Genomic DNA, 14,679 nt, shown 5'->3' on the forward strand with positions numbered 1-14,679 from the left:
TCGTGATCGGGCGGGAACGATCGGGGGATCGATGGCGCGGCGACGCAGAACGGTGGCGCGGCACGCGCGGTTGCGCTCCCCCAGCATCGTCGGTCAGCTTCTCACCGTCCTCGCCGTCGCCGTAGCCGTCGTGCTCGTGGCGGGCGCCGGAACCGTCGGGTTCGCCACCTACGATCTCTCGGCCAGCTTCGTCGCGGATGCCGTCGAGCTCGAGGACCAGCCCGCGCCTCCGCCCGACATCGGCCAGATCGAGGGCGGCGTGAACCTGCTCGTGACGGGGATCGACGAGTGCGAGCCCGAGTACGCGCACTTCTTCGGCGCGCGCTGCACCGGTGCGGATGCCGGCGGCCGCCTGAACGACGTCAACATCCTGCTGCACATCTCCGACAACCCGCGGCGGGTGACCGTCGTGTCGTTCCCGAGGGATCTCATCCTGCAGGCCGCGCCCTGCACGCGCACCGACGGATCGCGATGGGGTGGCGGCACGGTCCAGATCAACGAGCTGTACATGATCGGCGGACTGAACTGCGTCGTGAACACCGTCTCGGACATCAGCGAGCAGCCGATCCCCTTCGCGGCGACCGTCACATTCGGCGGCGTGATCGAGATCACCGACGCCGTCGGCGGCGTGGAGGTGTGCCTGGCACGCGGCATGCGGGATCGGAACACCGCGATCGACTGGCCCGCGGGGCCGCGCACGATCGCGGGCATCGAGGCCCTGCAGTTCCTCCGCACCCGATACGGCGTCGGTGGCAGCGATCTCGCGCGCATCAGCAATCAGCAGCAGTACATGTCGCGTCTGGCCCGCAAGCTCGTGAGCGAACAAGTGCTGAGCGACCCGGCGACGCTCTACCGGCTGGCATCGTCGGCGCTGCGCAACGTCGACCCGACGACCTCGCTCACGAACCCGTTGACGCTCGTGCAGATCGCCCTCGCGGTGAAGGACGTCCCGTTCGAGGAGATCGTGTTCGTGCAGTACCCTACGGTCACGGCGCGGTCGGACCCGAACCGCGTCGAGCCGAACTTCGCCGCCGCGGAACCGCTGTGGCAGGCCCTGGCCGAGAACCGCCCGATCGAGCTCACGGGGAAGGTGGGGGCCAACAACGGCGTGGTCGAGGTCACGCCACCGCCCACCGACGCGGCCGCGCCCGAAACGCCGGAGGCGACGGCTGATCCGTCGCAGGCGACACCGCCCGACGCCGTCGCACTGCCCTCGAGCGTCACGGGGTCGACGGCGGCGCAGGAGACCTGCTCGGCCGGCAACCTCTCGCAATAGGCGCCGCCCGAGGGCGGGTCGCCGTTCCTCCCGCTCACTTGCGTGAATCGGCTGCTAAACCTCGAGGTTTAGCAGCCGATTCACGCAAGACGGGTCAGCGCCGACCGGCGAGCTGGCGCCCGACGATCTCGCGCATGATCTCGTTCGTGCCGCCGTAGATGCGGTGCACACGCGCATCGAGGTACGCCCGTGCGATCGGGTACTCCGTGATGTAGCCGTATCCGCCGTGCAGCTGCACGCACGTGTCGAGCACCTCGCCCTCGCGCTCGGTCGTCCAGAACTTGACCTTCGCTGCCTCTTCGGGCGTGAGCTTGCCCTCGCCGTAGAGCTCGATGGCGCGGTCGGTGTAGGCCCACAGCACGTCGACCGTGGTGGCGACGTCGGCGAGCTGGAAGCGCGTGTTCTGGAAGTCGATCACCGGCGTGCCGAAGGCCTCGCGGGCTTTGACGTATTCGAGGGTCCATTCGAAGCCGGCCTGCGCGGCCGCCGCTGCGGCGACACCGATCGACAGACGCTCGAGGGGCAGGTTCCGCATGAGCTGGATGAACCCGTGGCCCTCCTCGCCGCCGATGAGGTTCTCGGCCGGGACGAAGACGTCGGTGAACGACAGCTCCGCCGTGTCGTGCCCCTGGAACCCCATCTTGTGGAGCTTCTTGCCGTGGTCGAATCCGGTCATGCCGTTCTCGATGACGAGCAGGCTGAAGGCATCCGGGCGGTTGCCCTCGCCGGTCTTGACGAACGTGACGACGATGTCGGCGGTCTTGCCGCTGGAGATGAAGGTCTTCGCGCCGTTGACGACGTAGCCGCCGTCGACCTTCTTGGCCGTGGTGGAGACGCCCCGCAGGTCGCTGCCGGCGCCGGGCTCGGTCATCGCCAGCGCACCGAGGATCTCGCCGGTGGCCATGCCGGGCAGCCACTTCTGCTTCTGCTCCGCGGTCCCGAAGTGCGCGAGGTACGGGACGGCGAGGTCGTCCTGGATGCCGAAGGCACCGGCGAGGGAGCCGGCCCCCGCGCGGATCGTCTCCTCCATCACGATGGTGCGGAAGCGGTAGTCCTGGAGCATGCCCGCGCCGCCGAACTCCTCGGGCACGCTGAGGCCCACGATTCCCGCCTCGCCCGCGGCGAGCATGGTCGCGCGATCGATCTCACCCTCGGCGTCCCAGCGCTCGCGCGCCTCATTCGAGACGTAACGCTTGATGAACTCCTTGACGACGTCGCGGAATGCCTCGTGGTCCTCGTCGTAGATATTGCGGTCCATGCCGTGTCCTCTCCGCTGCGAGTGGATGCGCGCCAGGGCGGAATCGCTCCTGAGCGGTGCCATCGTACGGGGAGGGACCGGGTTGTCCCGGCGGATGCTGTGGATATTGCGTCCCACGAATGGTGATACTGGGTTTCGCCTTGTGCAGACCCTCCAGCCGGCGGCCCGGCGAGGCGAACGGCGACTACTCGGCGTACGAGGGCGCGGGAGGAAGCGCGAAGAACTCCTCGAGGGTCGTCCACCCGCCCTCGTGATAGGCGCGCGCGAGCTCGGTGCCGATGTAGCGCAGGTGCCACGGCTCCGGCGCGTAGCCGGTGACGTCGGTGCGCCCTTCGGCATACCGGACGATCCAGCCGTACTCCCAGGCGTGCTCGGCGATCCACGCCCCCTGGGGCGACGCGGCGAGGTCGTCGATGCTCGCGCACGAAGCCGTGCACGGCACGACGTCGACGGTGAGGCCGGATTGATGCTCGCTGTATCCGGGACGGGCGCTCACCAGATCGGCGCCGGCGACGCCCCGATCGGCGACGTGACCGGAGTACGTCTGCTGCTGCGTGGCGTACGAGCGGTACGCGCTGGCCAGACCGACCTCGCCGGCTCCGGCGTCGGCGGCACCGGTGACCATGGCGCTGAGCGCGGCAGCCGCATCCGGTCGCAGGCGGCTCTCTTCGAGACTCCGCACTCCCGGGGGTGCCACGAGCTCGGCCGGGGCCGCGTCGATCGGGTTGTACGGGTGGGTCTTGTTCACGATCATCCACACGCGCGCGGGATCGTCCAGCCGCACGCACGGGGCCGCCCCCGCAGCCACCGCCGCCCGGAACGCCTCCGGGCCACCGGTCGCGGCGATCGTCGCGGCATCGTCTCCCGCGGCCAGCGCCTGCTGCAGCGGAGCCCCCTCGCAGAGCGTTCCCGCCCCGGCCGCCCCCGCCTCGGCGGACATGACCGGCGAGGGAAGTCCCTCCTCCGGGACCGCGCGGACCTCGGCCTGGATGCTCTCGCGCGGCTCCGGCGAGCCCAGCACCGTCGGTTCGGTGAGGGCCGGCGCGGCGAGCGCCGCGGTCACCGCCGTGACGCCGCCGGCGAACAGGACGACGGCTCCGGCCAGGGCGATCAGCCGCCGAATGCCGGCCTCGCGGCGACGGGCGTGGCGCGCCCGGGCCTCGCCGGCGCGCGTCTCGGGAGAGCGCGCGGCTTCACGCAGGGCACGACGAGTGGGGGCGTGCGGATCGGGGGCCGTCACGGTTCCATTGTCCCCCTCGCGCGTCGACCGCCGGGCCGCGGACACGCGATGTTCGAAGCATCCGCGAGCACGCTTGACGTTCTCTCGAATATCTGTTCCCATGAGGAGATGAGGTGGCAAGGTCAACAGCTCGGAGTCGACGATCCGGCGGCCCTCCCGGGGATGGAGCGCATGGACGGCCTCGTCCGCTCCGTCACGACACCGGAGTTCGCCGGCATCACTTTCCACGAAGTGCTCGCCAAGACCGCGCTGAACCGGGTCCCCGGGGCGTCCGCGATGCCCTTCGACTGGACCGTGAACCCCTACCGCGGATGCAGCCACGCCTGCACGTACTGCTTCGCCCGCGGGACTCACGAGTACCTCGACCTCGATGCCGGGAGCGACTTCGATTCGCAGATCGTGGTGAAGGTCAACGTCGCCGATGTACTGCGCACGGAGCTCAGGCGCGGCTCGTGGGGGCGCGAGCCCGTGATGCTCGGCACGAACACCGATCCGTACCAGCGTGCGGAGGGCCGGTACCGGCTGATGCCCCAGATCGCGGCCGCGCTGACCGAGTCGGGCACGCCCTTCTCGATCCTGACGAAAGGGTCGCTGCTGCGGCGGGACTTGCCGCTCCTGACGGACGCTGCGCGGACGGTGCGCGTGTCGCTGGCGATGTCGATCGCCGTGTTCGACGACGCGCTGCAGAAGTCGATCGAGCCGGGCACTCCCACGGCTCAGGCCCGCTTGGACACGGTGCGCGCTGCCACGGAGGCCGGCTTCGCCGTGACGGTGTTCCTCATGCCGGTGATCCCGCACCTCACCGACTCGGTGGCCGCGCTCGACGACGCGCTGCGCCGCATCCGCGAGGCGGGCGCCGTGCGTGTGGTCTACGGGGCGCTGCACCTCCGCCCCGGCGTGAAACCGTGGTTCTTCGCGTGGCTGGAGCGGGAGCATCCGGAGCTCGTGTCGTCGTACCGGGGCCTCTACCCGGGCGTCGCGACCACGGCCCCGAAGCAGTACCGCTCGTGGCTGGCGCGCCGGGTGCGACCCCTTCTGCGGATGCACCGGCTCGACGGTTCCGCCGAGGACGAGGCTTCGTCTCGCCCGTCGGGGTCGCTCAACGCGGGCCACCCGCGGGCTCGGCCCGCGCCGGGCCTGGCGAACAGGGCAGATGCGCCCGATCCCGGGGCGCTGCGCGGCCCGGGCGCGGTGCGCTCCACGCGACCGCACGTCGCGCCGGCGAGCGAGCCGACGCTGTTCTGACGCGAAAACCGCGAGACGGCACGCACGCCACGAGACAGCGTCGCAGGGACGCAGTCTCGTGGCTGTGGTGCAGTCTCGCGGTCTGGGGACGCTCAGGAAGCGACGTCGGCGGGCTGACGGCCGGCGAGCTCCTCGAGCACGTCGTCTCCGACGCGTGCGTCTTCGAACGGCGCGTCGATCTCGGCGCGCTCGAGCATCTCGGTCATGCGGCGGCGGCGCTGACGCGTGATGAGCGTCACCACGGTGCCCGAGCGCCCTGCGCGACCGGTGCGGCCCGAGCGGTGGAGGTACGTCTTGTACTCATCGGGAGCATCGGCCTGGACCACGAGATCGATGTCGTCGACGTGGATGCCGCGGGCTGCGACGTCGGTCGCCACCAGCACGCTCACCCGTCCCGACGTCAGCCGCTCCAGGTTCCGCGTACGCCGAGCCTGGTTGAGGTCGCCGTGCAGCGCGACAGCCGGGATACCGGCGTCGTCGAACTGCTCGGCGAGCATCTCGGCGTAGGCGCGCGTCCGGGCGAAGACGAGCGTCTTGCCCTCGCGGTCGACCAGCGACGAGAGGATCTCCGCCTTGTCGCGATGGTCGATGACCAGCACGCGGTGGTCGATGGTGCTCGACTCCTGCGTCTCGCCGGCGACCTCGTAGACGGCCGGCTCGACGAGGAACTCGTCGACGAGGGCGGCCACCTCGCGGTCGAGCGTCGCCGAGAACAGCAGCTTCTGAGCGCCGTCCTGCACGAGGCGGAGGATGCGCTGCATCGGCTCGAGGAAGCCCAGCTCGCTCATGTGATCCGCCTCGTCGAGGACGACGATCCGCACCTCCGACAGATCGAGCTTGCCCTGACGTTCGAGATCCTCGATACGACCGGGCGTGCCGATGATGATGTCGACGCCCTTCTTCAGCGCGCCCACCTGGCGCGCCTGCGGCACGCCGCCGTAGATCTGCGTGGTGAACAGGCCGACGCTGCGGGCGATCGGCTGGATGGTGCGGTCGATCTGCAGCGCGAGCTCGCGCGTCGGGGCGAGGATGAGCGCCTTCGGCTTGCGACCGAACTCGCGACGGGCACCGGCCTGGCTGCGCAGGATCGACTCCACCAGCGGGGCGCCGAATGCGATCGTCTTGCCGGAGCCGGTGCGGCCACGGGCGAGGACGTCGCGGCCCTCGAGGATCGGGGCGACTGTCGCCGCCTGGATCGGGAACGGCGAAGCGGCTCCGAGATCCGCGAGCGTGCGCACGATGTTGTCACCGAGTCCGAGGCTGGAGAACGTCACATCGGCGGTCTCCTCGGCCTGGATGGCCTCTGCCTGCAGCTTCTCGTGCACGACGTCGACGTGGTCCTCGTGTGCCTTGGTGCTCTTCTCCGCATTCCAGTCGGCGCGGTTAGATCGCTCCTCGCGACGCGGGCGGTCGGAGAAGTCCCGACGCGGGCGGTCATCGAAGGAGCGGGCCGGACGATCGAACGAGCGCGCCGGACGATCGCCGAAGGAGCGCGCCGGACGATCACCCGAATCGCGACGGGGACGATCATCGAAGGAACGGGCCGGACGGTCGAACGAACGCGCCGGACGATCGCCGAAGGAGCGCGCCGGACGATCACCCGAATCGCGACGGGGACGATCATCGAACGAACGGGCCGGACGGTCACCGAAGGAGCGCGCCGGACGATCACCCGCGTCGCGGCGTGGACGGTCATCGAAGGAGCGTGCCGGACGGTCGTCCCGGCGAGGGCGGTCGTCGAACGAACGAGCGGGACGGTCGTCGAACGAACGGGCCGGACGGTCACCGTACGAACGGGACGGCCGGTCACCGTACGAACGCGCGGGACGGTCGTCATACGAACGCGCAGGACGGTCGCCGTACGAGCGCGCGGGACGGTCATCGAACGAACGGGCGGGCCGTGCATCGTCCGCGCGACGCGCGCGGTCGGTGGACCGGATGCTTCGAGCCTCGTCGCGTCCGGCGCGCTCCTGCGCGGTCCAGCGACGCTTCGGCTCCGCCGCGCCCGCGGCCTCCGGGGCGCGGTAGCCGCGGTGACCCGGGCTCTTGCTTCCCGGCTTCGAAGCGGCCGGGCGGGCATCGTCCGTACGGCGTTTGCGGTCCTGATAGGCCGGCTTGTCGCCGTAGCGCGGCTCGAAGTTCTTGGCGGGTCGACCGCCGGCGGGCTTCTTGTTCTTAGGCATGCGGAATCTTCCTGGGTTGTTTCGCGCAACAGCACGCGCCGTGCGCGCGGCACGGCACAAACCCGGACATCCGTCGGCCGGGGGCCATTTACTGTGATGGTCGTCGGGGCGGATTCGCCCCTCCCATCGGCCCCTTGGACTCACAAACCCATCCGCGCAGTGCGCGGCGTCCAGAGCCGACCTTTCAACGTTAGCGCATGCTTCCTGGGAAGCCGCCGACTAGCCTGGGCGAGTGAGCTTCGTCCCCGCAGATCCGACCGGTCATCGATTCCGACTGACCGAAGGGCCGGTCACGGCCGAGATCGCCCAGGTGGGCGCGGCGCTGCGGGCTCTGACCGTCGATGGCGTCGATGTCGTTCCGCGCTACCCCGATGACCTCCCCGCGCCGGCAGCCGCCGGCACCGTGCTCGTCCCCTGGCCGAACCGCATCCGGGACGGGCGGTGGACGCAGCGCGGCGTCGAGCGTCAGCTGGCCATCACGGAACCCGCCCTCGGCAACGCCAGTCATGGGCTCCTGCGTTTCGCCCCCTACGTGGCCGAGTCGCTCTCTCCCGGAGCCGTGACCCTGCGAGCCGACGTGTTCCCCCAGACCGGGTACCCGTTCTCGCTCGAGACGCGCGTCACCTACGCGCTCGGATCCGACGGCGTGACGGTGCGTCACGAGGTACGCAACGCCGGCGCCGACGATGCTCCGGTGGCCCTCGGAGCGCACCCGTTCCTGCAGATCTCGACCGCCGACACGGCCGATCTCGTCATCCGCGCCTCCGGGCAGACGCGGCTCGTCGTGGACGAGCGCATGCTTCCGTCCGGCGAGGAGCCTGTCGACGAGGCGACCGACCTGCGCGCAGGCCGCCGCGTGGGCGACCTCAACCTCGATGTCACCTACGGAAATCTGCACCGTGACGAAGACGGCCGCGTACGCACCACGCTCACCGCACCGGATGGGCGCGTCCTCACGCTGTGGCAGGGCATCGGGATGGACTGGACGCAGGTGTTCACGACCGACCGATACACCGGGCATCCCCTTGCCATCGCGGTGGAACCGCTCACCGCCGCACCCGACGCGTTCAACTCCGGCGCGGGGCTGAATTGGCTCGCCCCCGGGGAGAGTTTGGAGCGGGAATGGGGCGTCACGCTGTCGCCGCGCGAGCTTCCGTCGGGTGAATGAGCGGCGCGCCGACGTAAATTCCTCATGTCGGGGGGTGGGTGGTTTACCTTCCCATGCCTCGTGGGAGATATCATGTCGTTGACGGCATGCCGTCATCGCTGGGGGAGCTGATCTGGGCCATCCGGCGTTCACCACCGGAGAGCAGACGGGGTCGGGGGACTCGACGGGGGCGAACGCCTCGTCTGTTGTGGGTGGAGTTACCCGAATGAGCGCCGCCATATCTGTTTCCCGCATGCTCGCTGTCCCGTCGCCGGGTGCTGTGCTGACCCGGTCGATCGTGACACCGCTGCGCGCGCGGGTGAGCACGATGCGCCTCGCCCTTCTGGTGCTCGTCGTGCTCAGCGGCGGAGTGCTCGCCTCGATCCTCACCACGACCGATCCGCTGTGGTGGCACCTCCACTTCAGCCGTCTCGGCACCTTCCGCGACACGTCGGGCGCGCTGTTCAACGGCACGCTGGTGATCTCCGGCGTGCTCGTGACGATCTTCGCGGCGCGGGTGCGTCGTGATCTCGCGCGTGTCGGGCGGACCGCGGCACGGCGCGGGGCCGGGGTCTCGGCCCAGATCTTCCTGACGGCCATCGGCGTCAATCTCGCGATGGTGGGGTGCGTCCCGCTCAACGTGAACAAGGGCCTGCACGACAACGTCGCCGCCGGAATGGTGCTGGGCTTCGCCGCATTGCTGCTGACCTCGCCCGTGCTGATGCACCGGATGCCGCGGCGACTGCTCGCGACGACCGCGGCGATCTTCGTCGGCATCTTCGCCGGCGCGTGGCTGTTCGTCGACGGCACGATCAACCTCGCCCTGTTCGAGATGATCGCCTTCAGCGCGATGTTCCTGTGGACAGGGATGTTCACGTCCTGTCTCGCGCTGCGCACCAAGGCTGCGCCGGCGGTCGTCAGCTCGCCGGTCGAGCCCCTCGCAGCGCCCGCCTCGTCGCCTGCGACGGTTCGCCACCGGGTGCCGGTTCGTCAGCCGGCTCGTCGCCGTGCCGCGGACCGTCCGGCCCCTCGCCCCGTCGCTGCGCCCGCCTCTCGCGCGCACCTTCCACGAGGTTGTACAAGGTCGGCAGCACCAGCAGTGTCAACACGGTCGATGACACCAACCCGCCGATAACCACGATCGCCAGCGGCTGCGAGATGAAGCCGCCGTGCCCGGTGATACCCAGGGCCATCGGGGTGAGGGCGAAGATCGTCGCGAGCGCCGTCATGAGGATCGGCCGTAGGCGCCGCGAGCCCCCCGCGATCGTCGCATCGTGGGCGTTCAACCCGTTCTCGCGGTACTGATTCACCAGGTCGACGAGCACGATCGCATTGGTCACGACGATCCCGATCAGCATCAGCACGCCGATGAGCGATGCCACGCCCAGGGGCACGCCGGTCGCGATCTGCAGCAGGATGGCGCCGGTGGCGGCGAAGGGCACGGAGACGAGCAGCAGCAGCGGTTGACGCAACGACCGGAATGTCGCCACCATCACGACGTACACGATGAGGATCGCCGCCAGAAGCGCGAGTCCGAGCTGCGAGAACGCGTCAGTCTGCTGCGAGACCACACCTCCCACCGCCGCGTCGGCGCCCCGCGGCAGCTGCGCCTCGGCCAAGGCCTCGTTCACGGCGGTGGACGCGGCGTTGAGGTCATCGGTGGCCGGAGTGACCGTGACGGTCGCCGTGCGCTGTCCGCGTTCGGTCGTGACGGAGGTCGGCCCCTCGCTCTCGGCCACCGTCGCGATCGAGTCGAGGCGGATCGGTCCGGCCGCAGACGGCACCTGCAGCGCGCGCAGCTCGTCGATCGTGGCCGGTGCCGACGAGGCCGCCAGGTACACCGTCAGCGAGGTGCCGTCGATCTCGACCGATCCGATCGAGCGGGGCTGCATCGTGTTCGACACCAGCGCCCCCACCGCCACCTCCGACAGCCCGCGCTCGGCCGCCGCGTCGCGGTCGACGGTCACGGCGATGTAGGGGAGCGAGGCGGAGAGGTTGCTGGAGACCTGCCCGATGCCGCTGCGGCCGTCGAGCTCGGCGACGACCGCGTCGGCGGCTTTCTGGAGCGTCGTGCCGTCGGGGGCCGTGACATCGACATCGATGTCGGACGAACCGAATCCACCGCCGGACGAGGCCACCGTGATGGTGCCGACGTCGTCGAGGTCGGCGACGGCGTCCTGCACGCGCTCGCGCAGCTCGACCTGATCGACGTCGGGGTCGGTCGTGATCGAGTAGGTGACGCCGCTGCCCCCGCCGGAGAACGCGTCGCGCAGGGCCGAACCGCTCGATCCGATCGACACCTGCACCGTCTCGATGCCGTCGATCCCCTGGATCGCCTCTTCCACGCGCTGCGCGGCGGCGTCTTCGGCGTCCAGGCTCGGCGCCGGGCCGATGTCCTGCGTCATCGTGAAGGTGTTCTGTCCCGAGTCGCCGAGGAAGTTCGTCTTCATGAAGGGGGCGAGCGCGAGCGTGCCGGCGAGCACCAGGACGGCGATGCCGAGCGTCGCCCACGAGTGCGTCAGCGTCCACGAGAGGATCGGCAGGTACGCCCTCTGCAGGCGGGTCGGAGGTGCGTCCGGGGACTCGGGATCGACCGCACGTCCGTCGGCATCCGTCAGCTGCTTGCCCGGGCGGAGGAACCAGTACGCCAGAACGGGGACGATGGTCAGCGCGACGAACAGCGACGCCAGCATCGCGATCGTCACCGTCAGCGCGAACGGGCGGAAGAGCTCGCCGGTCACGTCGCCGACGAACGCGATAGGCAGGAACACCGCGACGGTCGTGATCGTCGACGCGGTGATCGCGGCGGCGACCTCGCGCACCGCGAGGAGGATCGAGGCCGTCTTGTCGGCATCGCCCACGTAGTGGCGCTTGATGTTCTCGATCACCACGATCGAGTCGTCGACGACGCGACCGATCGCGATCGTCAAGGCGCCGAGGGTGAGGATGTTCAGCGAGTAGCCGAAGGCCTGGATGCCGACGAAGGTGATGAGCACGCTCGTCGGGATCGAGATCGCCGTGACGATCGTCGAGCGCACCGACAGCAGGAACAGCAGGATCACGAGGACCGCGAACGCGAGGCCCAGTAGGCCCTCCTGCGCGAGCGCCTCGATCGACTGCTGGATGTAGGGCGCCTGGTCGAACACCACCGTGAACTCGGCACCGTCGAGGGAGTCCTTCAGGGAGGGGAGGAGCTCCAGGACGCCGCGGGAGACGTCGACGGTGTTGGCGGCGGGCAGCTTCGTGACCGCGATCGTGAGCGCATCCTTGCCGTCGACACGCGAGATCGTCGTCACCGGGTCGGATGCCTCGGCGACCGTCGCGACGTCGCCGATGGTCGTGAGCCCCGCGCCGAACTGGCCCGCCTCGGTGGGCACGAGCGGAAGGGCTGCGAGATCGTCGACGGTCGTGATCTTCGCTCCGGTCTGCACCGTCAGCGTCTCGTCGCCCTCGCTGATCTCGCCGCCCGGGAACAGCACGCCGTTCTGGTCCAAGGCGTCGGCGATGGCCTGCTGCGAGAAGCCTCGATCGGCCAGCGCCACCGCATCCGGGGTGATCGTGATCCGCTGCCCGAGACCACCGACGATCTGCGCCGCGTTGACACCCGCGACATCCTCGAGGTCGGGGACGACGGTGGATTCCAGGACCGCCTGCGTGGCGCCGGCGTCGTCGAAACCGGTCACGGCGACCTGGATCACCGGGAAGTCGTCGATGCTCGCCGAGATGACGTTCGGCTCGACCGCCTCGGGGAGCTGGCTCCGGATGCGGTTGATCGCCTGCGTGATCTTCTGCTCGGCGGTGGCGAGGTCGGTGCCGTAGGTGAATGAGGCCGAGATGATCGACGCGTTCGTCGTGCTCGTCGCCGTGGTCGACTCGAGGCCGGGCACACCCTGGATCGCCGTCTCGATGGGGGTGGACACGTCGTTCTCGACGACGTCGGGCGACGCGCCCGGGTACGTCGTGACGACGGCGAGCTGCGGGAACTCGATCGACGGGATGAGCTCCTGCTTGAGGTTCACCAGAGCGAGAGCGCCGAACACCGCCGCGACGATCGTGACCAGCGCGATGAGCGCGCGGTTCTTGAGACTCAGGACGGCGAGATTCGACACGGAAGTCCTTCGCGCGGGCATCAGGGAAACCGATACGGAGGTGTATCGGTGCTCAGTATCCCACGCGGATGCTGTCGGCCGGCTGCGCGCGATTCACACCAGAAGCGCGCCCACGCCGAGGCCGGCGAGGGCGAGCACGACGGTTCCGAGAAAGGTCACGGCCGCGTACGCGACGCTCGCGCGCGGGCGTCGATCCCGCGCGAGGAGCACCGTGCTGACGGCGACCGAGCTGAACGTCGTGTAGCCGCCGAGAAGCCCGGAGCCGAGCACCCAGAGTCCCGTCGCATCCGCCATGCCGGCGGCCAGCATCCCGAGGGCGAACGCCCCCGTGAGGTTCACGACGAGGATGCCCCACGGCAATCCGTTCCCGAGGGCCCGCGTGAGCGCGAGGTCCAGCACGTAGCGGAGCCCCGCCCCCACGCCGCCCGCGACCGCGACCGCCGCGAACAGCAGCGGCGTCATCGCGCGGCCCCGCGCGGACGGGCGAGGACGATGCCGGCCCACGCAGCGAGGGTGCCTCCGAGCGCGCCGGCCATCCCCAGACCGAAGAGCAACGGACTGCCGGCGGATTCGACGGCGAGAGCGCTGTACGTCGTGAACCCTCCGAGCACGCCAGTGCCCAGGAACATCCGGAGCGACCGCGAGGCCGGCGTCTCCGCTCGTCGCAGCAGGACACCGGTGAGCACGCCGAGTGCGAACGCGCCGCAGACGTTCACCAGCGGCACCACAAGCACGCCGAGAGGGACGTCGAACACCACAGCCAGCCCGGCCCGGGCGGCGGTTCCGAGCGCGCCGCCCAGCACGACGAGACCGAGATGCGCCCAGGAGAACATCTCGTCACCCTAGCGGCGAGTCACTCCCCGAGGAGGAGGCGACGGATGGCCCGGTCGCGCGAGCCGTCCAGGTCCATCAGCTGACCGCGCCTGTACAGCGAGAACACGCGGGGGTCGATGTAGCTGCTGCGTGCCACCGACGGAGTGTTTCCCAGCGCTTCCGCGGTGGCCCGCACCGCGAGCAGCTCGGCCCGCTTGAGGTCGCTCTTGGTGTCGACGGTGCCGATACGGGCCAGCGCCTCGGCGGCGAGGATCGTGCCGCGAAGAGTCCGGAAATCCTTCGCCGTGAACGAGCCGCCCGTCAGCGAGCGCACGTAGGCGTTGACGTCCCCCGGCGTGAGCGGCACCCGGCGGCGCCCGCGGGAGAAGGCGAGCAGCGCTGCACGCGGCCGGCCGACCGCCAGCTCCGTCACCGCGATCGACAGGTCCTCGTCGTCGAGCTCGAGGAACGCGCGCTTGCCGCTCTTGGCGGGGAAAGACAGCGTGACATGGATGCCGTCCACCTCGGCGTCCCGGCGCTGCAGGGTGGTGAGCCCGCGGCTGCCGTTGGAAGCGAAGTAACGCGCCGACCCCACCCGTGGGGCGACCTGGTCGAGGAGCCGGAACGCCACGGCGAGCACCCGCTCGCGATCGAGCGCCTCTCGGCGGATCGACTGCGTCACCCGGCCACGCGCACGGGGAAGCGCCTCGGCGAGGGCGAGGGCACGGGCGTACTTGCCCTTGTCCCGGCGCTTGGACCAGTCGGCGTGGTAGAGATACTGCTTGCGCCCGGCGTCGTCCATTCCCACGGCCTGGATGTGCCCGCGCGGGTCTCGGCTGATCCAGACCTCGCGCCAGGCGGGCGGGATGACCAGCGCGTGGGCACGCTCGGCGTCTCTGGCCGGAGCGGGCCTGTCACGATGGTCGAGGTATTGGAAGGACTGGCCGGAGCGCACACGCCGGTATCCCGGGTCCTCGTAAGGGCGGACCCGGATGAGCCGCGCCACCGTCAGTGGTTGCGGAGCATCGAGATGAGCTCCGACTTCTTCTTGCCGGAGTACCCGCTCAGCCCCAGCTCTTTGGCGCGCTTGCGCAGCTCGGGCACCGTGCGGTCGTCGTAGTTCTCTGCGTTCGCTCCGCGGCTGCCCACCTTCGACCGACCCTGCGCGGCGGCCGCGTTGGAGATGCGCGCGGCCTTCTCCTTCGATGCGCCGTCCTTGCGCAGCTCCTCGTACATCTCGCGGTCCTTGAGATTCGATCCACGTCCACCGGGCATGACGGACTCCTTTCTGGATGCTCCGAACGTACGATTCCGCGACATCCGGTGAGACGGGCTTGACATGCCCACGCCGCGTCGCTTCCGTCATTCGCCCCGATGACTACCACCGTCGTTTCACCGGAGTCAAGCC

General features: G+C 70.0%; 11 protein-coding genes and 1 pseudogene. 4 read left to right on the forward strand and 8 right to left on the reverse strand.

What is annotated here, in order from left to right; all coding sequences use genetic code 11:
• Positions 1-52 precede the first annotated feature (52 nt).
• Positions 53-1,276 (forward strand): LCP family protein, encoded by a 1,224-nt coding sequence (locus ACTU3I_RS01170; protein ID WP_442923767.1) that lies wholly within the window; start codon positions 53-55, stop codon positions 1,274-1,276.
• Between the two features lie 94 nt (positions 1,277-1,370).
• Here ACTU3I_RS01170 and ACTU3I_RS01175 read toward each other — a convergent pair whose 3' ends face one another.
• Together ACTU3I_RS01175 and ACTU3I_RS01180 are read right to left on the reverse strand one after the other, a co-directional pair.
• Entirely contained in the window at positions 1,371-2,534 is a 1,164-nt protein-coding gene (locus ACTU3I_RS01175) for an acyl-CoA dehydrogenase family protein (protein WP_442923768.1), read from the reverse strand.
• A gap of 184 nt (positions 2,535-2,718) precedes the next feature.
• Positions 2,719-3,774, reverse strand: a complete 1,056-nt coding sequence (locus tag ACTU3I_RS01180) for a M15 family metallopeptidase (protein ID WP_442923769.1) — start codon at positions 3,772-3,774, stop codon at positions 2,719-2,721.
• A 108-nt stretch (positions 3,775-3,882) separates the two neighbouring features.
• Here ACTU3I_RS01180 and ACTU3I_RS01185 point away from each other — a divergent pair, with 108 nt between their 5' ends.
• Positions 3,883-5,019 (forward strand): Rv2578c family radical SAM protein, encoded by a 1,137-nt coding sequence (locus ACTU3I_RS01185; protein WP_442923770.1) that lies wholly within the window; start codon positions 3,883-3,885, stop codon positions 5,017-5,019.
• 92 nt (positions 5,020-5,111) lie between these two features.
• Here ACTU3I_RS01185 and ACTU3I_RS01190 read toward each other — a convergent pair whose 3' ends face one another.
• On the reverse strand, positions 5,112-7,202 hold the full coding sequence (locus ACTU3I_RS01190) for a DEAD/DEAH box helicase (protein WP_442923771.1): 2,091 nt from the start codon (positions 7,200-7,202) through the stop codon (positions 5,112-5,114).
• 232 nt (positions 7,203-7,434) lie between these two features.
• Here ACTU3I_RS01190 and ACTU3I_RS01195 point away from each other — a divergent pair, with 232 nt between their 5' ends.
• Together ACTU3I_RS01195 and ACTU3I_RS01200 are read left to right on the forward strand one after the other, a co-directional pair.
• Positions 7,435-8,370 (forward strand): aldose 1-epimerase family protein, encoded by a 936-nt coding sequence (locus ACTU3I_RS01195; RefSeq protein ID WP_442923772.1) that lies wholly within the window; start codon positions 7,435-7,437, stop codon positions 8,368-8,370.
• A gap of 307 nt (positions 8,371-8,677) precedes the next feature.
• A pseudogene (locus ACTU3I_RS01200) lies at positions 8,678-9,163 on the forward strand (hypothetical protein); the annotation flags it as partial.
• Positions 9,164-9,266: 103 nt separating this feature from the next.
• On the opposite strand, the gene ACTU3I_RS01205 reads toward ACTU3I_RS01200, so the two are convergent.
• From ACTU3I_RS01205 to ACTU3I_RS01225, 5 genes are all read right to left on the reverse strand, one after another.
• A complete protein-coding gene (locus ACTU3I_RS01205) occupies positions 9,267-12,458 on the reverse strand; it encodes an efflux RND transporter permease subunit (protein ID WP_442923773.1) in 3,192 nt (1,063 codons plus the stop codon).
• A 93-nt stretch (positions 12,459-12,551) separates the two neighbouring features.
• A complete protein-coding gene (locus ACTU3I_RS01210) occupies positions 12,552-12,920 on the reverse strand; it encodes a fluoride efflux transporter FluC (protein WP_442923774.1) in 369 nt (122 codons plus the stop codon).
• Entirely contained in the window at positions 12,917-13,291 is a 375-nt protein-coding gene (locus ACTU3I_RS01215) for a fluoride efflux transporter FluC (RefSeq protein WP_442923775.1), read from the reverse strand. Before ACTU3I_RS01215 ends, ACTU3I_RS01210 begins: the two co-directional genes overlap by 4 nt.
• Positions 13,292-13,311: 20 nt before the next feature.
• Positions 13,312-14,277 carry a DNA topoisomerase IB gene (locus tag ACTU3I_RS01220; RefSeq protein ID WP_442923776.1) on the reverse strand — a complete coding sequence of 322 codons (966 nt, stop codon included), beginning with the start codon at positions 14,275-14,277 and terminating at the stop codon, positions 13,312-13,314.
• A 2-nt stretch (positions 14,278-14,279) separates the two neighbouring features.
• The gene (locus ACTU3I_RS01225) at positions 14,280-14,546 is read right to left on the reverse strand and encodes a DUF7218 family protein (protein ID WP_442923777.1); all 267 of its coding nucleotides are present in this window, start codon (positions 14,544-14,546) and stop codon (positions 14,280-14,282) included.
• Positions 14,547-14,679 lie beyond the last annotated feature (133 nt).

It is taken from the genome of Microbacterium sp. RD1 (assembly GCF_052220165.1).
Taxonomy (GTDB): Bacteria; Actinomycetota; Actinomycetes; order Actinomycetales; family Microbacteriaceae; genus Microbacterium.